The organism is Flavobacterium sp. DG1-102-2 (assembly GCF_033042555.1).
Lineage (GTDB): Bacteria > Bacteroidota > Bacteroidia > Flavobacteriales > Flavobacteriaceae > Flavobacterium.
The window spans coordinates 404757-424317 of sequence record NZ_JAWLIK010000002.1; the positions used below are offsets into that span (position 1 = coordinate 404757).

Here is a 19561-nt window from a genome sequence, read left to right on the forward strand (position 1 = left end):
TAAATGAAGAAACTTTACTTTGCAGCCTTGCTGGCTCTTGGCGGCCTTGTGGACGCTACTGCCCAGCAGGATCCACACTACACGCAGTACATGTACAACATGAACGTAATTAACCCGGCTTATGCGGGTTCAAAAGAGAACCTTTCTTTTGGATTGCTATACCGTAAGCAGTGGGTTGATATAGAAGATTCGCCAACTACAATGACCTTTTCAGGGAGCAGCCCTGTAGGTAAGAATGTAGGCCTTGGATTATCTGTTATCAATGACAAGATTGGTCCTGTAGATGAGACTAATGCTTACGCAGATTTCTCGTATACGCTTAACCTTGGTGGTGAGCACCGTCTTGCTTTAGGACTTAAAGCAGGGGCAACTTTCCATAAAGTAGGTTTGTTCAGCGATATTGGAGATGGTCGTGTGCCTGCAGCTGATGACCCGGCATTCTCATCAAACGTAAATAATACGTTTTTTAACGTAGGAGCAGGATTCTTTTACTACACGAACAAATATTACTTTGCAGCATCGGTTCCAAACATGCTAAAAAGCAAGCACCTTGATTTCCAGCCAAACAACCAAAAATTTGGATCTGAGGAATCACATTACTTCATTACCGGTGGATATGTATTCCAGCTTACCGATAATTTAAAGATGAAACCATCGTTTATGGTTAAATCATCTTTCAATGTATCGCCATCTATCGATGGATCATTAAACTTCTTATTCTTTGAACGTTTTGAGATAGGGGCAACCTACAGGCTTGACGACAGCTTTGGCGGTATGGTAAACTTTGCCATTACTCCAAACCTTAGAGTGGGTTATGCTTACGACCACATCGTATCTGACCTTAATGTAACAACACCTGCATCTCACGAGATCATACTGTTGTTTGACCTGAACTTCCCTAAAAAAGTATCACGTTCACCACGTTATTTCTAATCTAAAGCGACTTAAAGAAAATGAAGAACTTATATATTACACTTGGACTGGTATTAGCTACTATGGCAGTATCAGCACAGACAAAAGAAACAAAAAGAGCGGACAAGCTGTATGCAAAGCTTGATTATATTGACGCTGCTAAAGAGTATGAGAAACTTGAGGCTACGCCTTATGTTTATAAACAAATTGCTGAGAGCTACTACAACATTTTTGACTCAAAGAATGCTGTGACATGGTATGCTAAAGCTACTGCTACACAACAGGAAGCTGACATTTACTACCACTATGCACAAATGCTTAAGGCAGAAGGTAAATATGAAGAGGCAAACGTTCAGATGAAAAAATTTGCTTCGCTTGCGCCACAGGATCAAAGAGCGGTTGTGTTTAACCAGGATCCTAACTACCTGCCTAAGCTTAAGAGCCAGCCAAAATTATACGATGAGAAAGTACTTGACATCAACGATGACAAATACGGATCATTTGGTGGTGTTTTAGCAAACGACAATAGCTTTTACTTTACAAGTACAAGAAACACTGCAAGAAAGAAATATGGTACAAACGAGCAGCCTTTCTTAGATCTTTATACATCTACTTACAATGCTAACGGTACGTTCAGCGAGCCTACTCCGGTATCTGACCTGAATACCAAATGGCATGACGGACCTGCTGCGCTAAGTGCAGACGGTAAAACAATGTACTTTAACAGCGAAAGCTTTAATGAAAAGAAACAGTTTGAAAGAGATAAGGCTATGAACCTAAAATTAGGTCAGGTTTTCCTTTACAAATCGGTTAAAGAAGGTGACAAATGGGGTGAGCCAAAACTGCTTTCTTTCAACGACAAGCGTTGGTCTTCTAAAAATGCATCGATAAGCAAGGATGGTAAAACATTATATTTTGCTTCAGACAGAGAAGGTACAATGGGCGGTTTTGATATCTGGAAAGTAGAGGTTAAAGCAGACAACAGCTATGGTGAGCCGGTAAATCTTGGTAATAAAGTGAACACAGGCGGTAACGAAGATTTTCCGTTCATTGCAGATGACAACAGATTGTTCTTCTCTTCAGACAGGCCAAACGGCTTTGGAGCGTTAGACGTCTTTGTAATTGATTTTACTAAAGGCGGCGATGCTAAAAACGTTGGGGCACCGGTTAACACAGCTAAAGACGATTTCGCATTCAGTTTTAATGCGACTAAGAACATTGGTTTCTTCTCAAGTAACCGTACGGGTGTAGATAAACTTTATCTTGCAACTCCGGTATGTGGTGTCGAGGCTATCGTTATCGTTAAAGATGCCAAAACAGGCAGAATTCTTTCTGGCGCAACGGTTTCTATCCTTGATGATAAAAACAATGTTATAGAGAAAACAACAGCAGGACCTGACGGAAAAGTTACTTACAATGTAGACTGTAACAGGGCGTATACAGTACAGGCATCTATGCAGGGTTATGAAAACAACAGTTTCCCAATAGCTAAAACAAACGGCGGTACTGTAAACGTTGATGCTAACCTTACGCCTATTGAAGTGCCAATTACTACTCCTGTAATTGTTCTTAATGAAATTTACTTTGAGTTTAACAAGAGCAACATAACAAGGGAAGCGGCATTTGAACTTGACAAAGCTGTAGAAACAATGAAAGTTAATCCTAGTATTGTTGTTATGGTTAAAGCACACACTGATAGCAGAGGTACTGATAAATACAACATGGCACTTTCTAACAGAAGAGCTAAGTCTACAGTACAGTACATCATTTCTAAAGGTATTTCTAAAGACCGTATCTCTGGACAGGGTTATGGCGAAAGCGAGCCTAAGGTTAAATGTGGCGACAACTGTACAGAAGAGGAACACAAAGAAAACAGACGTAGTGAATTCCTTATCGTTAAGAAATAATCTTTCGATAATATATCTATACTCAAAATCCTGCCCATTGGGCAGGATTTTTTGTTTATAACTCAAATCAATTATAAAAATTCTACATAAATGAACGAACGTTCATTTATTAATGTATATTTGCACAAAGATTTATACATGCGCACGAGAGATGCAGATAAGGAAAAGCTGGTTATAGAAAAAGCAACAGAGCAGATCGTAAAAGACGGGCTTCAGGGTTTCAGTATGAACAAGCTGGCTAAGGCGTGTAATATATCTGTAGCCACGCTGTATATTTATTATAAAGACAAAGACGATCTTATTATACAGTTAGGCACCCAGATAGGGGGAAGGTTCTTTTCTACAGCCATTAAAGATTTCTCGGCAGATATGTCATTTAAGGACGGGCTGTGGAAACAATGGGAAAACCGCGCTGCCTTTGCAATAGCAAATCCTATAGAAGTTAAATGCTTTGAAGCCATGAAACATACACCTTATGCAGATGCAATAATGAAGTCGGGTCTATTGCATGATTTTAAGGAGCTTTTAGACGGGTTCATGAAAAATGCGATACGTAACAATGAACTTATAGAACTGCCTCTTGACGTTTTTTGGAGTATTGCTTACGGCCCGCTATATACTTTGCTCAACTTTCACCGCGAGGGAAAAAGCCTTGGCAATAAACCTTTCAGCCTTACCCAAGATAAAATGAAACAGGCTTTTGAGCCGGTAATTAAAGCGCTTACACCATAAACTAAACTATGATGGATACAGTAGCAGACCACCTCCATATTTTTAAGACCAATATAGGCAAACTATGTCCCAATTGCACAGTACACAAACTACTTAACAACTTTCCTGCAATCAAACAATGGAGCATAGACACAGACGACGCAGACAGTGTATTGCGAATCGTATCATCAACACTAACACCACAGGCAATTATCAGTATCATAAACGATCTTGGCCACGAGTGTGCCGAATTATAGTTCAGTTATCAATCAAAAAAATTAATCATCAATCAAAAAATGAAACAGGACAAATTAAAGATTCCTTCTTTTACTTCTTACCAAAAGTTTATTATAGTGCTTTTGGCAATACTTCAGTTTACCATAATACTTGATTTTATTATTATCTCACCATTGGGCGATATTCTTATGAAGAGCCTTGACATGAGTACGGCAAACTTTGGTATCACTGTATCGGCCTATGCCTTTAGCGCGGGCGCATCGGGTTTGCTTGCAGCAGGTTTTGCTGATAAATTTGACCGCAAAAAACTGCTTGTCTTCTTTTACACGGGCTTTATCCTTGGCACTGTTTTTTGCGCTCTGGCTACAAATTACTGGACAATGCTTTCTGCCCGAATCGTGACCGGTTTATTTGGTGGGGTTATCGGGTCGGTATCGCTGGCTATCGTAACCGACTTATTTGTTATTGAACAACGAGGGCGCGTTATGGGTTTTATCCAGATGGCATTTGCGACCAGCCAGATCTTAGGCATACCTATCGGATTGTATTGTGCTAATCATTGGGGATGGCATTCCTCATTTCTTATGATCGCGGTTTTAGGACTAATGACATTGGTATCGGTTATCATAAAAATGAAACCGGTAAACAAACACCTCGAACTACAGTCTGACAAAAGTCCGTTCCTTCACTTATGGCATACGCTGAGCAATAAAAACTACCAGATAGGCTTTACAGCCATCGCTTTCCTTTCGGTAGGAGGGTTTATGCTTCAGCCCTTCGGCAGCGCATACCTTATCAATAATATCGGTATCCCGCAGGCGGATTTGCCAACGGTATATTTCTTTACGGGATTGTCGGTGTTGTTCATCATGCCCCTTGTAGGTAAGCTAAGTGATAAGGTAAGCAAAGTGCGCTTGTTTGGTGCTGGCTCGCTTATATCTATCGTAACGATACTTATCTATACTAACTTGCATGCCATACCGCTGTGGGAAGTTATCCTTATCAATATGGTAATGTTTATGGGGGTAATGAGCCGAATGATTCCTGCAACCACATTAAATACCGGAATTCCTGAAATGAAAGACCGTGGTGCTTATATGGCGATAACCTCATCGTTACAGCAAATTGCAGGGGGTATAGCAGCTGTAAGCGCGGGTTACATCGTGGTGCAGCAAACCAAGACCAGTCCGCTGGAGCATTACGACACTTTGGGCTATGTAATTGCTGCGGTAACATTAATTTCGATTTATCTTGTTTCGAGGGTCGACAAGCTGGTGCAACAAAAAAAGCCCAATGGGGCAGAAGTGCCTGCTGAAGCAATCGCTTCTCATTAATAAAGTAAAGCCTCGCCAAATTAGAAATAATTCAGCAGAGGCCTTTATTTGCGTTTAGACACTAACCTGTAACCTTATTAAGCTTACAGGTTTTTTTAATATATCTTAATATTGTCTATGTAATAGCCGGTTCCGGCTGTAGCATGGCTGGCCCTGAATGCGATATGTACTGTTCCCGAATAATCTGCAAGCGACAACTCTCCTGACGAAATAAATTTATACCATTCGGTATATATTGTGGGAGTTTTTGCCTGAAGCTGAACCCAGTGCGCTGTATTAATATCCGTTCCGTTATAATCTGTAGCGATAAAAACCTCAAATGAACTCCCCTCCTGGGGCATATGGTGTTGCGCCGACTGAAAATGCAGTGTCCTTGATTTCGTGCCTAAATTTATAGGCGGAGTTATGAGCCATGCGGCTGATGGAGAATCGGTTTCGCTTAAAAATTCGGCGTAGCCGTTACCGTCAAACAATTGTTCATTCCAGAGAGTGGTGCCTACTTTGGCAGCATTTGTAAATCCGCTAAGATCTAAAATAGTGTTATCCTGAACATTTTCAAAATCTTCAAGATATACCAGCGAAGTATAGAGAGGAAGCGAGGTATCGTCGTCACAAGCTATAAATGTCATTACAGCCGAAAGTAGCAGTAGTTGAAGCAGCTGTTTCATCTTTAAAAATTGAGGTATACGTTGATGTAATAATTTCGGCCATAGCCATAGTAATATTTAGATCCAAATGATGGCGTGCCGTCAGCGGTATCATTATTCAGCTCACGGTAATTGGTATTGCGGGCCTGCTCAAAACCGCCAGTTTTATAAGTCTTGTTAAATACGTTGTTTACACTGGCAAAAAAGCCAAGGTACATTTTACGGTCTATTTTCCATGACTTCCCGCCAATTACATTGAACAGATAAAAGGCATCAAACTTTTCCTGGTGCAGCAGTTGCCTTGCACGGTTGTCGTCTATGTCTGTAAATACATTGCCCGGGCTATCGGGGTTTTCAAAGAAATGCTGTGTTCGCAACAATGCCGAAACATCAATATAATTAGCTGCCAGATAGTTGGCATTTGCGCCAACCCACCAGTAACTCGGGTCACGTTATTCGGCACCTATAGAAACAGCCTGTTGCGGCATACCCGGGAGGCGGTAGTTTTTAAGGTAAGCTTTGCCAAAATCGGTTGTGGTCAAGGGCAGATCGGCTATCGGGTTGCCATTGTCGCCATTTATTACGGCGAGTGCATCGTTGTTAAGAGAAACGTTAGGATTGTTGCTGTACGTGTATTTTCCCAGAGCGCCAGAGGCCATCAGCTTAACAGTTGACGTAACCTGATATTCTATTCCAAGTTCAAGTCCCATCATACGTTTGTTGATGCCTGTCAGGTTTTCGGCAACAAAGGCATCAGCATCATCGCCTTCAAAAACACCTTCGCCATAAAATGATGAAGTTTCTGCTGCATTTTCAATTGTCGTATAAAATCCGGTAAAGCGTGCTTTTAATTTTGGCATCCGTAAAATATAACCTGCATCGATGTTAGATAAAGTTTCATTGCTTATATCATCCATAACCGAATTGTTGAGTCGCGCATTGGCAAACGTATTGCGAAGCGACGGCGCCCTGCTCTGGCGCAGCGCATTAAGTACAAATAAATGCCTGCCGCTGAATTTATACGTTAACCCTCCTTTGAAACCAAAATTCTCAAAAGCGGTCTTTTGGCTTTCGCCAAATGAATTGTTGGGGTACAGGCCTGTGCGGTATAAACCTTCGCGTTGATATACCGATCGGCTAAAGGATTGCGACAAATAAAAATCTACCTTTTTATAGCTGAAGCGGAATTGCGTAAAGGCATCAAGCACATTGGCAAACAAGTTATAATTATAGCCAAAGGCGTCGCCTTTACCTACTTGCCGATTAGGGTGATTTAGGTCAGGCTGCGAAAAATCGCCGTAGTAGAACTGGTCGATGTCCAGGAAGTAGCTTCCTCCCAAAAGATCAGTCAGGTTTTGGTAATTGTGCGATTTGAGTTTTTTATAAGATGCGCCTGCATTAAGGGTAACGGCCGATGATAGCCGTGTAAATAATATAGAATTTGCTGTAAACGTTTTGTCATCAGTACGGTCTTCGTATTGAATATATTTGCTCCTGCCATCAGGCGAAAGCCCGTTGCTATCGTACATCGCTTGCCAGTTTAATTGCCTTTGTGTAAGGAACGGTGCATTTGCAGCTTCGGCAGGATCGTCGAAATAATTTGGCGTTTTGGTATAATAGGTAGGGTCAGGGTTTGGAGCATACTGGTAATCCAGCCGGCTGTTACCGATTTTACCAAACTGATAGGCAATATTGGTATTCAATGTTGTCTTGTTATCAATCTTCCAGTAGTGATTCATCATCAGGATGGGCTCTTCCACATCTTTTTCGCGGGAGTTGCGTTTGTTGCCGTCATAATTTCCCCAGTACGCGTTATACTTAACTCCGGCAATATTGGTAACTTCCTGCGTGTTTGGCGAATTGCGTCCGCGTTCGCTTTGTGCATAAATAGCTGTAAAGTTCAGGCTGTGTTTGTCGCTAAAGCGTTTCTCAAAAGCCAGAAATAAGGAATTGCCACCATAATTGGTTCCGTCAAAATAACCTTCATCTGCACCGCGCCTCGATGCCGAAACCACATAAGCAAAACCTTTAGCATTAAGCCCCGAAGCATAAGTACCCATTGCCCTGTAATTGTAGTAAGTGTTGGTTGCAGCAAACGATAACCGTGAACCCTTTCTAAATGCCGAAGCCCTTGTATTAATAGCCTGTGTACCTAAAAGACTGCCAAAAGTATAATCGCTGGGAGTTGTACCTGTAGTATATTCCTGATTTCGGGTGGCATCGTTAAGTCCGCTCCAGTTGGCCCATTGTGGCCTGCCATCATAAACGCGGTTCATAGTAATGCCATTTATCAATATCGAACCGTACTCGGTATCAAGGCCGCGCATCTTAAAACGTGCCATTCCCCAATTGAAGGCTGCCGTTTGCTGAAACACATCGCGTGAAGCCTGTAACAATCCCGCAGAAGTTTCAGAACCGCTGCTGCCGTCGCTAAGGTCGTTATCGGTAAGTGTTATCAGCCCCAGCTGCTTTTCAGATGTAATATCTTCTTCAAGGGTAACAATGCCAAGGTCAAGCGTTCGCCCGTCAATTATTTTCAGGCTGAAATTTTGTGGTATATAGCCGGTAAAGCTTACCGTTAGGAATTGATCGCCGTCAGGTACTTTATCAAGCACGAAAAAGCCATCAATATTGGTAAGCACTTCACGCCCGCTGCTTTGAAGAGACGCAGTTGCGCCGGTTATGGATTCCTGTGTTTGATAATCGATTACTTTTGCAAGTACCGATGCCGTTTGCTGTGCCTGCAGTACTACGGCCTGAAGCAGCAAAGCAATGAGTAGCAGTCTACGCATTAAAGGATTGTGTTGATTTGGTTTTGGTGCTCAAAAATAGAATAATAAAATATATTATTTACTTTAGTGCGATTAAAAACAGCTATAAAAACCTTGCATGTATAAAATCGCAGTTGTTCTATGGGCATTTTTTATGTTTGGGAATGCCTCTGCTCAAAAGAAGCAGTTTAAAGTGCATACCATTGCTTTTTATAATACCGAAAATCTTTTTGATACCATAAACGATTCAGGCTATGGCGATGACGAATACCTGCCTAAAGGCGAACAGGCATGGACAGGAGAAAAATATAAAACCAAACTGGCTAATATTGCAAAAGTTCTTTCAGACATTGGTACCGATGAAAATACCGGATCGCCAACTATCATCGGCCTTGCTGAACTCGAGAACCGCCGCGTGTTGGAGGACCTAACCAAACAGCCTGTTCTGGCAGAAAAAGGTTATGGTATAGTACATTTTGATTCGCGTGACAGCCGTGGTACTGATGTTGGGTTCCTGTATTTAAAATCGGCTTTCAGGCCTGTGAGTTATAAGAACATTCTGCTTATCATAAAGGATAGTCTTACGGCCGAAGCTAAACCTGCCGGGAAGAGAACTAAGAAAAAACCGTCACCAAAACTCTTTACCCGCGACCAGCTGCTCGTGAGCGGACTCTTAGCGAGGAAATTCATTTTATCGTGAATCACTGGCCGTCGCGCTATGGCGGAGAAAAGAAAAGCAGCCCCATGCGGGAAGCCGCCGCCGCACTTAATAGAAAGATTATTGACTCATTGACACGGATTAACCCAAATGCCAAGATCATAACTATGGGCGATTTTAACGATGGTCCCTACAACAATAGCGTCGCTAAGGTGCTTAGGGCAAAACGTTTTAAGGATGACCTGAAACCCGGCGAACTCTATAATCCAATGGATGCATTATCCCGGGAAGGTAAAGGGACCGTTGCCTATAAAGATGCTTGGGACCTGTTTGACCAGATCATAATGACGCCATCATTGATCGCTAAAGATTATAGTTCCTTCCGTTATTGGAAAGCCGGTGTTTTTGATAAAGAGTATCTACGTCAGCCTACAGGCAGATATCGCGGTTATCCGTTACGCAATACTAATGGCGAAGCCGGCTACAGCGACCATTTTCCGGTGTATGTGTATTTGATAAAACAAATCAATTGAGATTTAGCCTGTGCGTTTAAATAACCCATCAACTAATTTCGGGTAAGCACATGAGCATAAAAAAAAGCTATACATTATGTATAGCTTTTTTTTATGTTTTACAGTTCTTTGTGGGGGCAAATTACTGTTTTGTGTTTGTCTCGCTGTGGGGGCAGCAGCAAACGTGTAAACCAATCAACCAATCTTAAATCTGAAGCAAACATACGGTGGGTTTTTGTGACGAAAAACTTTTTGAGGTCAGGGGTGTAAATGTGTCGGTAAACCGCTTATTTCTATAAAAGAAAAACTCCCGGATTTGCAAACGGGAGTTTAATATAGATTGGGCTGAGGGGGCTTTGCGGGTATGTTGTCCTACTGTGGGGGCCAGTAACGGACAGTAGAATAACTTAATAAATCTTATACAAACGTAAAGTCTAAGCAAGAGGTAAAAAAACATAAAGCCGAAAAAAAGAAATGTATAGACAATCTGAAGGTTTTTGTCGATTACCGGTATAAAAAAACCTGTGCCATTACGCACAGGTTTTTTTATGTAACAGTATTTGTGGGGGCAAATGCTGTTTGGTAATGTCCGCTGTGGGGGCAGCATTGGACATATAAAATCAAACCAACCAATCTTAAATCTGAAGCAAACATACAGCGGGATTTTGTACCATGAAATTTTTTGAGGTTAGCGTTTAAAATCTGTCGGTTAATTTGGTTTTAGCCTGGATATTGCAAAAAAAACCGGCGCAGTAAGGGCGCCGGTTCAAAGCAAGGTGTTGCAGAATTTGTGTGCTAAATTTCTTTTTTGCCTGCTGTAACAGGACTTTACCAACCAACCAATGATTAACTATACTTTTTATTACAATTAAGTACAGAACAAATGTATAAAGCCGTTTTGTACCAGAATAATTTTTGAGGTTAACCCTGAAAATTTGACGGTTAACTTTATTCTCAAAGTAAAAGAGAGTTTGTTTTCTCTGAAATAAGTTTCTGCAGGAGACGGCAGCTTAGGCTTTCTATAATTTATTTTAGACTATATGTGTAATCATACTGCTGATATTTATTATATTTTTTTGTTTTTAAGTACGTACCTTAGTACTTCAATTTAAACACCTTCTCTCATGGGCATCATGAAACCCTTTAACCTGAATAAATGGATAGACGAAAACCGCCATTTGCTAAAACCGCCAGTAGGCAATAAGAATATCTATCCGCTGTCTGACGATTATATCGTGATGGTAGTCGCAGGCCCTAATGCTCGTAAAGATTATCATTATAACGAAACTGAAGAACTGTTTTACCAGCTTGAGGGAACCATAAAAGTTGTAATTCAGGAAGACGGCGAGCGTAAGGAAATGGAACTCACTGCCGGCGATATGTACCTTCACCCAGCAAAAGTGCCGCATTCGCCTGTGAGGGGTGAGAATTCTATAGGGCTTGTAATAGAGAGAGTGCGTGCCGGGCGTGGCTTTACCGATGGCTTGTTGTGGTTCTGCGACAATTGCAACCATAAATTATATGAGGTTTTTTTTGAGCTGCATAACATTGAGAAAGATTTTTTACCACATTTTCAGCACTTCTATAATTCGGAGGAACTGCGTACGTGTACTAAGTGCGGGCACGTGCTGGAAGCTGACGCCCGGTATGTAGAAAAAAAATAAACTATACCTCAACAGCTTTAATACAATCATAAGCAGTACCTTTGCACCAAATTTTAAACTACTAATGGACGATTATCATCATCGGGAATTAATTAATTTACGATAGGGAACCTGCCCAGATGCATTCCCTGTCAAACTAACATTGGAATGCATTTATGATTACGTACTACAAAAACAACGCAACAGGCATTGCTGCGGCTGCCACTCACGCTGATTCTATCTGGATAAGTGCGGTAAACCCAACCCTTTCAGAAAAAACATACCTGCTCGAAGAATTAAAACTTCCTGAAGCATTTTATAACGATATTGAAGATATAGATGAGCGCCCACGTATCGAGTTTGAGGATGGCTGGTGCCTTATCGTGGTAAGGATACCCTTTAAAAACGACGACCTTAAATTACCTTATACCACTGCACCGCTGGGTATTATTTTTAATGATGAAGTATGCATCTCGTTATGCTTCGTAGAAAATGAGTTGATAGAAGATTTTGTTACCTACTCGCAGCGCAAAAATATCAATGTAGGCGATAATTTTTCGCTGGTATTCAGATTGTTGCTATCATCGAGCATCTGGTTTCAGAAATACCTTAAACAGATAAACCAGGGTATTAAGCTGGCAGAGAACAACCTTGAGCGATCGGTGCGCAACGAAGACCTTCAGGCACTGTTCAGGATGGAGAAATGCCTTGAATATTTTATTACTTCGCTTAAAGGCAACGAACTGCTGTTCTATCGTATTAAAAACCTGAAAAATCATAAGGAATCTTTTGATCCTGAAATGGTGGAAGACGTAGAGATCGAAATGAAGCAGGCGCAGGACACAACTAATATTTACAGCAATATCCTTACCGGAATGATGGATGCTTATGCATCTGTTATATCCAATAACCTTAACGTGGTAATGAAAAGGCTGACTTCGATATCCATCATATTGATGATACCTACGCTTGTAGCAAGTTTATATGGTATGAATGTACCCAACTCCTTACAGGATAATCCGTACGGATTTGCCATTATTCTTTGTGTATCGCTGCTATTCTCTTTTATTGGGGTGATACTTTTCAGAAAAAAGAATTTGTTTTAAGATATTTCCAGGACAGAATAAATATTGAAATTTCCAGATGCGCAGAAAGAAGCCGATGTAATTCAAATAAATTGAAGGGCTTTTGTTAATCTCCGCTAATTATCTATTTAAAATTAATTTAAATGGATATAAATTACGGATTAATCAAAATTCAATACATTTGTGAAATATAACAATTTTTAATAGAAAAGTTAAATGGCAATACTTACCGACCAATTCGGAATTCAGGAAGCCTTATCAAAATTAGGCATAAAAGATATTAACGATGGTACATCTACCGGAAGCAGCAGTTTTGCAAACGGTAACATTATAGAATCGTACTCTCCTGTAGATGGTACGCTAATCGCTAAAGTAAAAGCATCTACGGCAGCAGATTATCAGGCCGCTATGGCAAAAGCCGAAGAGGCTTTTAAAACATGGAGACTTGTTCCTGCACCTAAAAGAGGTGAGATTGTTCGCCAGATGGGCGATGAACTACGCAAAAATAAAGAGGCTCTTGGGCAGCTTGTTTCTTATGAAATGGGTAAAAGCCTTCAGGAAGGTCTTGGTGAAGTTCAGGAAATGATAGACATCTGTGATTTTGCAGTAGGTCTTTCACGCCAGCTTTACGGACTTACAATGCACAGCGAAAGGCCGATGCACCGCATGTATGAGCAGTGGCATCCGTTTGGTGTAGTAGGTATTATCTCTGCATTCAACTTCCCGGTAGCTGTATGGAGCTGGAACTCTATGCTTGCATGGGTTTGTGGCGACGTTTGTATCTGGAAACCAAGTTCTAAAACACCGCTTTGCGGTATTGCCTGCCAAAACATTATCAGGACGGTATTGGAAAGAAACGATATTCCTGAAGGTGTTAGCTGTCTTGTAACAGGTAACGAGTCAGGAGACTTAATAAACAATGACAAACGTATACCTCTTGTATCGTTTACAGGTTCTACTAGAATAGGCCGCCACGTGTCTAAAACTGTTGCAGAACGTTTTGGAAACACCATTCTTGAATTAGGTGGTAATAACGCGATAATCGTTTCTGAACACGCCGATATCAATATGGTACTGGTAGGTGCTGTGTTTGGTGCTGTAGGTACGGCAGGACAACGTTGTACATCTACAAGGCGTTTAATTATACACGAGAGTGTTTACGATAAAACAGTTGCAGTACTTAAGAATGCTTATGGCCAGCTGAAAATAGGAAATCCTCTTGACAGCAATAACCACGTAGGTCCGCTTATTGATAAAGGTGCGGTGAATGATTACCTTAACGCTATCGAAAAAGCGAAACTGGAAGGTGGAAAAATTATCGTTGAAGGTGGTGTTGTTGAAGGAGAAGGCTACGAAAGCGGATGCTACGTTAAGCCGTGTATAATTGAAGCAGAAAATCATTTCCACATTGTTCAGGAAGAGACGTTTGCACCGATACTTTATATTATGAAGTACAGTACTATCGAACAGGCTATCGAGCTTCAGAATGGTGTTCCTCAGGGACTTTCTTCTTCTATATTCACCAACAATATGAGGGAGATGGAGTTATTCCTCTCTCAGGCAGGGTCAGACTGTGGTATCGCTAACGTGAACATAGGTACATCGGGCGCTGAAATTGGTGGTGCTTTTGGTGGTGAGAAAGAAACAGGCGGAGGCCGCGAAAGTGGATCTGATGCCTGGAAAGCGTATATGAGAAGGCAAACCAACACGATAAACTACGGTACACAACTGCCATTGGCACAGGGTATCAAATTTGATTTGTAATTTATCTTACCTTAAAGTTTTTTATAACTGAAAAAGGCTGTCTGTAAAGACAGCCTTTTTTGCTGCTATTTAACCCACAAACTATCTGTAAAATAATGCTTGCAGTCTAAAAAGTTGTGGCTGGCTTTAAATCCAGCAGCAGCTGCCAGCTCTTCAATCTCTGTAAAACTGTACTTGCGGGAAAGCTCAGTCCATATCAGTTCATCTTTTTCAAAATGAAAAGTTGTGTTAAGCACCGTGCTGTGAAAATGCTGTTTCTTAAGACTCACAAGATAACTGTTCACTTCGCCGGTTTCGGGACTGTAATCGCAGTAAAAATCAAATTGATCCATTTGAATATCAGCATCCAGTTCGCGGTTTATGCGTTGCAGCAGGTTCATATTAAAGGCCTTAGTGATACCATGTGGATCGTCATATGCCTGTTGTATAACACGTGGGTTTTTCCTAAGGTCCATTCCTATTAGTAACAGGTCGCCTTTTTTCATTCCTGCATTAAACTTTTTAAGCAGTTCCAGGGCTTCTTCTCTTTTGTAGTTGCCTATGTTACCACCCAGGAACAGGAATAAGTTTGGCGTGCTGCTTCCCTGAAGTGTGTCAAGAACTTCGAAATAATCACCTGTTTGTGGTTTGATAGTAAGATTGGGCAGGGCCTGCTTCATGTTATCTCTAAGGATATCATTTGCTTCCTGCGAAATATCAATAGGGATGTATGTAAAATCGCCTCCCTTGTCAAGAAACGCTTTTAGCAGATGGCGTGTTTTAGAACCGTCGCCGCTGCCAAACTCTACAATGTTGAATTTGCCATCAAAATGCAGCTTTTTAAATATCTCGCCCGATTGCTGCGAAAGAATCTCAAACTCGCATGCGGTAGGGTAATATTCGGGCATGTGCATGATCTCAACAAAAATGCGGCTTCCGGCATCATCATAAAAATATTTTGAAGAAAGGTGCTTCTTTTTTGCAGAAAGTCCTTCCAGGACATCTTCGGCAAAGTGGCTTATAATGGTTTTGTTCATATTTATCGTTTTACAAGACGGATGCCGTTAAACTGCCAGCGTTCGTCAGGATGAAAAAAGTTTCTGTATGTATTTCGGCTATGCCCTTCGGGAGTAGCACACGATGCTCCGCGAAGCACCATTTGGTTAATCATAAATTTGCCGTTGTATTCGCCTACAGCGCCTTCGGGTTTGGAAAAACCGGGATAGGGCAGGTAGGCACTGTGTGTCCATTCCCATCGGCGGCCCCAGCTTAACTGTGCGGATGCCACCTCCCATTCGGCTTCGGTAGGCAGCCGCATTTTTTTCCATTCGGCGAATGCCAAAGCCTCATAAAAGCTTATGTGCGTGAGCATGGCATCAGGGTTTATTTCCTGCATTCCCGATAGCGTAAAATATTGCCAGCCATCGTCGGCTTTGTGCCAGTATAATGGCGCCATAATGTTATTCTGGTTTACCCAGCTCCATCCTTCGTCAAGCCAGAGATTAAAGTCTGCATAACCTCCTGCTTCAATAAATTCAATAAATTCACCGTTGGTTACCAGTGTTTTGGATATCTCAAAATAGTTAAGGTAAACCTTGTGGCGGTTGTGTTCATTGTCAAAACTAAAGCTTTCGCCGGCAGAACCTATCTCATATACCCCTTCCTCAATAGTCGCAAAGCCCTCTTCGGCATTATGCTGGTTTTCCCATGTGATATCTTCGTTATAAACGGGAGATATAGGGTTGCATGACAATATGTATTTAATATCGGTATATAAAAGTTCCTGGTGCTGCTGTTCATGATTAAGACCAAGCTCTATAAGGCTGTGTACTTCTTGCTGAGAGGATTTTGTTTGCAGCAACAAATCCATGTGCATATCTACGTAGTGGCGGTATTCAATAATGTTTGCTGTAGCGGGGCGTGTTATGGCACCCCTGTTATTGCGCAGTACGCGCTTGCCCACATTGTTGTAGTAGCTATTAAAAAGATAGCTAAAATCGTCGTTAAATACATTATAACCCGGTAAATGGGGCTTTAGCAGAAACTCTTCAAAGAACCAGGTAGTATGTGCAAGGTGCCACTTCGGCGGACTCACAAAAGGTTCCGGCTGCGGTACGTGGTCTTCGGGCTGCAACAGGCTGCAAATCTGTTCGGTATGTTTCCGTACAGATTGATATTTGTCTAAAAGTGTCATGTTGTGTTTGTTGTTACAACTAATTTACAAAGAATAAGTAGCGACCTGTATTTTTGGTATTTAGGTTTAACTTAAAACTAACATTTGTTTGAAATCGGATAGAATAAATCCTGATTTTTATCCCTCGTAGCGGCGTGGCAGTAAAAGGTTTTTTGCAGAAAAATATAAAGGTTTCCACGATGATTTTACCACTATTTACTGTGGCTTAGGCTGAAAACTATTACTCAAGGGCGCCGTAAATATGCTACATCTTAAAGGGCTTATTTATAAAAAAGTATGAAATGCATACTTTGGCTATCGATTATTACACAGAAGATAAAAGGGCAGCATTAAATACCTACTATCTTGAAGCGATGGATGACCACATAAAAAGTAAAAGATAAAAAAATCCTATTTATAAGAAAGCCGGAAAAAGAAGGTCAAAAAACATAAAAGAAAAAAGAAAAAACTTCCTGATATCACTTTTATAAGCTTGATTTTAAACAGTTAACCTGCAAGAAATCAGTCTTTACCTCAAAAATTATAGTGCTTAAAAAAGCCTGTATATATTTGTCACGGATAAAGATTTTGATTGATATATGTTAGTTGATAATGCCGATTGATTTAATGCCGAAGGAAATGGGCGTAAAGCCAAACGATTACCCTACTACTTGAAAACCGGAATATATAAATATTCCGGTTTTTTATTTTTATACCGTAGCTTTTAATCTGAACACCATTTACCGACACAATTACAGCACTAACCTCAAAAATTTTCCCGCCATTAAAACCCGCCGTATGTTTGTCTCAGATTTAAGATTGGTTTACACGTCTGCTGCTGCCCCCACAGCGAGACAAACAAAAACAGTAATTTGCCCCCACAAAGAACTGTAAAACATAAAAAATGCTGTACGGTTAGTACAGCATTTTTTATGCAGTAACGTATCGGATTAGGTTTTACCGACACATTTTTGCTATTTACCTCAAAAAGTTTACGGATAACCTATTTTGAAGTACGTTTACTACGGTTTAAGTTTTTATTAAGTAAAATTAGTTTTTACGCAAAGTCCTGTTTTTTCCAAAAGCTTCAGGCACGGCAACACGTTTTTGCCACAAATTTTACAAACATACACATCCCAAAAATTGTATGTTATTTTCCTGAAAACCCGATGGATAAGGACATCGGGTTTTTTGTTTTTTTATCTAGCCTACTCTATAAGCTTCTTTTCCAGAAAATAGTCTACTATAGCCCCTTTCATTAATATGCTCTGCTCGCCTGCTTTTAGTGGCGGCAGTTCTTCCTTAACCGTATAATGCGGCCATCCATCTTCATCAAAAAAAGCAAATTCATAGTAGCCAAAAGGCTCCAGTAAACGGCAAATGGCAATATGCATAAGGTTTACCTTTTCGTCTTTTTTGAATTTTTTGTTGAACTGTCCCAGTTCCTGTACACCAATAAGATATATTATGGCATCAAGGTCAAGCGTATCGCCATCGGCAAATTTGTTTGAAAGTATAGTGACAAGCTGTTCCCAGCGCTGTTTTAATTGTTCGTCTCTTGACATTTTTATGTTTTAAAAAAAGCAAAGATAGTGAGTAGAAATTTAATGCAGCCCTGCCGTTTGTTTTGTGCTTTAAGACAGCTTACCTTTGCGGCATGACAGGTTTAGATATTGTTTTACTGGCCATACTGGGATACGGTATATTTAACGGGCTGCGCAAAGGCCTTTTTGTAGAGTTGGCATCACTTGTATCGCTGGTGCTGGGTATTTATATAGCCATTAAATTTTCGGGGGCTGTGGGGCATTATTTTGACGGCCATTTGCCAGATGATCCTAAAACCGCAGCAATCACTGCCTTTATCATTACATTTATTGCTGTTGTAGTGGGTATTACACTGCTCGCAAAGTTTCTTACCACCCTTGCCGATTTTTCGGGCCTTGGGCTCCTAAACCGAATCTTAGGCGGGTTCTTCGGACTTTTAAGGACGATACTTATACTTAGCGTGCTGCTTGGCTTTTTTGTGAAGCTTAACTTTAATAATCTTTTTACCGACAAGGAAACACTTGATAAATCGATATTCTTTAACCCTATACTAAAGGTCTCAAATACAATTTTTCCTGTTTTAGAAGAATGGTTTGCCGATGCTAAAAAGGAAGTTGTTACGGAGTAGATTATTGAACGCGGATGACGCAATCAGGCTGATACACGCGGATTTACTGCCACGGCTGAATATGTACTATTTCTCTGCCGGAAACATTCTTGAGGCTGCTACCGATACTATCAATATCCCCGCCACTACCATAAGCGATACAGGGGATGAGATATGCCAAAGCGGGCTTACCAGCATTTTTATTCCGATGAATGCAAGTATTACAGCCAGTCCATAATGCAGCCTGCTGAACATGTGCATAAAGTTAGCCAGTAAAAAGTAAAGTGCCCTTAAGCCCAATATGGCAAATATATTACTTGTATATAGTATAAAAGGGTCATTTGGCGCTATGGCAAATATGGCCGGGATAGAGTCTACGGCAAAAATAATATCGGTAAATTCTATAACAGCTACCACTACAAGAAGCGGCGTTGCCAGGCTTTTGCCGTTTACCTTAACAAAAAAGCGATCGCCCTCGTAATTTTTAGTCACATTAAAAAAACGGTAAATGATTCTTGCGCCCGGGCTTTTAGAAAAATCTTTGTTTTCGTCCTCATCTTTGTGAGAGAACCATGATTTAAAGCCGGCATAAATCAAAAAGAAGCCAAATATTGTAAGAACTGCATTGATGCGTACATTGTGACCAAAAACTTCTATTTCGGGCAGATACGTAAGATTTATAAGTTCTACTCCAGTAAAGATAAATATGGCACGAAAGATAAGCGCACCTATAATTCCCCAAAATAGCACTTTATGATGTAGTTCTTTTGGAACATTAAAGAAGCCAAATACCATGATAAACACAAAGAGGTTATCTACAGATAAGGCTTTTTCTATCCAGTAGGCACTCTGGAACTGTGTAAACTGTTCAAAACCCAGATAGTAATAGATCACACCGCTAAAAAGCATAGACAGTGATATCCATACTACAGACCATGTTAAGGCTTCCTTATTAGAAACCACATGGCTGTTTCGGTTAAAAACACCAAGGTCCAGCAGGAGCATGACAACCACAATTATAGAGAATGCTGTAAGAACTCCGGGGTGGTTTATCAAATGATCCATATCTGGAAAGG

Annotated in this window: 16 protein-coding genes and 1 pseudogene; 10 read left to right on the plus strand and 7 right to left on the minus strand. The window is 40.8% G+C overall.

What is annotated here, in order from left to right:
• Positions 1-3: 3 nt before the first annotated feature.
• From R1T16_RS05145 to R1T16_RS05165, 5 genes are all read left to right on the plus strand, one after another.
• A complete protein-coding gene (locus R1T16_RS05145; RefSeq protein ID WP_317500010.1) occupies positions 4-933 on the plus strand; it encodes a type IX secretion system membrane protein PorP/SprF in 930 nt (309 codons plus the stop codon).
• 20 nt (positions 934-953) lie between these two features.
• Positions 954-2819 carry an OmpA family protein gene (locus tag R1T16_RS05150; RefSeq protein ID WP_317500011.1) on the plus strand — a complete coding sequence of 622 codons (1866 nt, stop codon included), beginning with the start codon at positions 954-956 and terminating at the stop codon, positions 2817-2819.
• Positions 2820-2957: 138 nt separating this feature from the next.
• The gene (locus R1T16_RS05155) at positions 2958-3551 is read left to right on the plus strand and encodes a TetR/AcrR family transcriptional regulator (RefSeq protein WP_317500012.1); all 594 of its coding nucleotides are present in this window, start codon (positions 2958-2960) and stop codon (positions 3549-3551) included.
• A gap of 8 nt (positions 3552-3559) precedes the next feature.
• Entirely contained in the window at positions 3560-3787 is a 228-nt protein-coding gene (locus tag R1T16_RS05160) for a hypothetical protein (RefSeq protein WP_317500013.1), read from the plus strand.
• Between the two features lie 39 nt (positions 3788-3826).
• Complete coding sequence (locus R1T16_RS05165; RefSeq protein ID WP_317500014.1) at positions 3827-5101, plus strand: MFS transporter; 1275 nt, start codon at positions 3827-3829, stop codon at positions 5099-5101.
• A gap of 95 nt (positions 5102-5196) precedes the next feature.
• On the opposite strand, the gene R1T16_RS05170 is transcribed toward R1T16_RS05165, so the two are convergent.
• From R1T16_RS05170 to R1T16_RS05180, 3 genes are all read right to left on the minus strand, one after another.
• The gene (locus R1T16_RS05170; protein ID WP_317500015.1) at positions 5197-5769 is read right to left on the minus strand and encodes a choice-of-anchor J domain-containing protein; all 573 of its coding nucleotides are present in this window, start codon (positions 5767-5769) and stop codon (positions 5197-5199) included.
• Positions 5770-5771: 2 nt separating this feature from the next.
• Positions 5772-6128: a hypothetical protein gene (locus R1T16_RS05175; RefSeq protein WP_317500016.1), complete on the minus strand. Its 357-nt coding sequence runs from the start codon at positions 6126-6128 to the stop codon at positions 5772-5774.
• A 72-nt stretch (positions 6129-6200) separates the two neighbouring features.
• Positions 6201-8540, minus strand: coding sequence for a TonB-dependent receptor (locus tag R1T16_RS05180; RefSeq protein WP_317500017.1), 2340 nt, complete (start codon positions 8538-8540; stop codon positions 6201-6203).
• 133 nt (positions 8541-8673) lie between these two features.
• Here R1T16_RS05180 and R1T16_RS05185 point away from each other — a divergent pair.
• The 4 genes and pseudogenes from R1T16_RS05185 to R1T16_RS05200 all read left to right on the plus strand — a co-directional run bounded on the left by R1T16_RS05185 (position 8674) and on the right by R1T16_RS05200 (position 14181).
• A pseudogene (locus R1T16_RS05185) lies at positions 8674-9710 on the plus strand (endonuclease/exonuclease/phosphatase family protein).
• Positions 9711-10813: 1103 nt separating this feature from the next.
• Positions 10814-11353: a 3-hydroxyanthranilate 3,4-dioxygenase gene (locus R1T16_RS05190; protein ID WP_317500018.1), complete on the plus strand. Its 540-nt coding sequence runs from the start codon at positions 10814-10816 to the stop codon at positions 11351-11353.
• Between the two features lie 155 nt (positions 11354-11508).
• Positions 11509-12438: a magnesium transporter CorA family protein gene (locus R1T16_RS05195; RefSeq protein ID WP_317500019.1), complete on the plus strand. Its 930-nt coding sequence runs from the start codon at positions 11509-11511 to the stop codon at positions 12436-12438.
• A gap of 195 nt (positions 12439-12633) precedes the next feature.
• On the plus strand, positions 12634-14181 hold the full coding sequence (locus R1T16_RS05200; protein ID WP_317500020.1) for an aldehyde dehydrogenase family protein: 1548 nt from the start codon (positions 12634-12636) through the stop codon (positions 14179-14181).
• 65 nt (positions 14182-14246) lie between these two features.
• On the opposite strand, the gene R1T16_RS05205 is transcribed toward R1T16_RS05200, so the two are convergent.
• From R1T16_RS05205 to R1T16_RS05215, 3 genes are all read right to left on the minus strand, one after another.
• The gene (locus tag R1T16_RS05205; RefSeq protein ID WP_317500021.1) at positions 14247-15197 is read right to left on the minus strand and encodes an L-histidine N(alpha)-methyltransferase; all 951 of its coding nucleotides are present in this window, start codon (positions 15195-15197) and stop codon (positions 14247-14249) included.
• 2 nt (positions 15198-15199) lie between these two features.
• Positions 15200-16354, minus strand: a complete 1155-nt coding sequence (egtB, locus tag R1T16_RS05210; protein WP_317500022.1) for an ergothioneine biosynthesis protein EgtB — start codon at positions 16352-16354, stop codon at positions 15200-15202.
• Between the two features lie 1187 nt (positions 16355-17541).
• Positions 17542-17898 (minus strand): hypothetical protein, encoded by a 357-nt coding sequence (locus R1T16_RS05215; RefSeq protein WP_317500023.1) that lies wholly within the window; start codon positions 17896-17898, stop codon positions 17542-17544.
• A gap of 92 nt (positions 17899-17990) precedes the next feature.
• On the opposite strand from R1T16_RS05215, the gene R1T16_RS05220 reads away from it, so the two are divergent.
• Positions 17991-18506 carry a CvpA family protein gene (locus tag R1T16_RS05220; RefSeq protein WP_317500024.1) on the plus strand — a complete coding sequence of 172 codons (516 nt, stop codon included), beginning with the start codon at positions 17991-17993 and terminating at the stop codon, positions 18504-18506.
• Positions 18507-18572: 66 nt separating this feature from the next.
• On the opposite strand, the gene R1T16_RS05225 is transcribed toward R1T16_RS05220, so the two are convergent.
• Positions 18573-19550 carry a TerC family protein gene (locus R1T16_RS05225; RefSeq protein WP_317500025.1) on the minus strand — a complete coding sequence of 326 codons (978 nt, stop codon included), beginning with the start codon at positions 19548-19550 and terminating at the stop codon, positions 18573-18575.
• Positions 19551-19561 lie beyond the last annotated feature (11 nt).

What these genes read in the sequence shown, in the direction of transcription:
- R1T16_RS05145 (WP_317500010.1), top strand. Translation starts at nt 4, where the DNA reads ATGAAGAAACTTTACTTTGCAGCCTTGCTGGCTCTTGGCGGCCTTGTG.
- R1T16_RS05150 (WP_317500011.1), top strand. Translation starts at nt 954, where the DNA reads ATGAAGAACTTATATATTACACTTGGACTGGTATTAGCTACTATGGCA.
- R1T16_RS05155 (WP_317500012.1), top strand. Translation starts at nt 2,958, where the DNA reads ATGCGCACGAGAGATGCAGATAAGGAAAAGCTGGTTATAGAAAAAGCA.
- R1T16_RS05160 (WP_317500013.1), top strand. Translation starts at nt 3,560, where the DNA reads ATGATGGATACAGTAGCAGACCACCTCCATATTTTTAAGACCAATATA.
- R1T16_RS05165 (WP_317500014.1), top strand. Translation starts at nt 3,827, where the DNA reads ATGAAACAGGACAAATTAAAGATTCCTTCTTTTACTTCTTACCAAAAG.
- R1T16_RS05170 (WP_317500015.1), bottom strand. Translation starts at nt 5,769, where the DNA reads ATGAAACAGCTGCTTCAACTACTGCTACTTTCGGCTGTAATGACATTT.
- R1T16_RS05180 (WP_317500017.1), bottom strand. Translation starts at nt 8,540, where the DNA reads ATGCGTAGACTGCTACTCATTGCTTTGCTGCTTCAGGCCGTAGTACTG.
- R1T16_RS05190 (WP_317500018.1), top strand. Translation starts at nt 10,814, where the DNA reads ATGGGCATCATGAAACCCTTTAACCTGAATAAATGGATAGACGAAAAC.
- R1T16_RS05195 (WP_317500019.1), top strand. Translation starts at nt 11,509, where the DNA reads ATGATTACGTACTACAAAAACAACGCAACAGGCATTGCTGCGGCTGCC.
- R1T16_RS05200 (WP_317500020.1), top strand. Translation starts at nt 12,634, where the DNA reads ATGGCAATACTTACCGACCAATTCGGAATTCAGGAAGCCTTATCAAAA.
- R1T16_RS05205 (WP_317500021.1), bottom strand. Translation starts at nt 15,197, where the DNA reads ATGAACAAAACCATTATAAGCCACTTTGCCGAAGATGTCCTGGAAGGA.
- egtB (WP_317500022.1), bottom strand. Translation starts at nt 16,354, where the DNA reads ATGACACTTTTAGACAAATATCAATCTGTACGGAAACATACCGAACAG.
- R1T16_RS05215 (WP_317500023.1), bottom strand. Translation starts at nt 17,898, where the DNA reads ATGTCAAGAGACGAACAATTAAAACAGCGCTGGGAACAGCTTGTCACT.
- R1T16_RS05220 (WP_317500024.1), top strand. Translation starts at nt 17,991, where the DNA reads ATGACAGGTTTAGATATTGTTTTACTGGCCATACTGGGATACGGTATA.
- R1T16_RS05225 (WP_317500025.1), bottom strand. Translation starts at nt 19,550, where the DNA reads ATGGATCATTTGATAAACCACCCCGGAGTTCTTACAGCATTCTCTATA.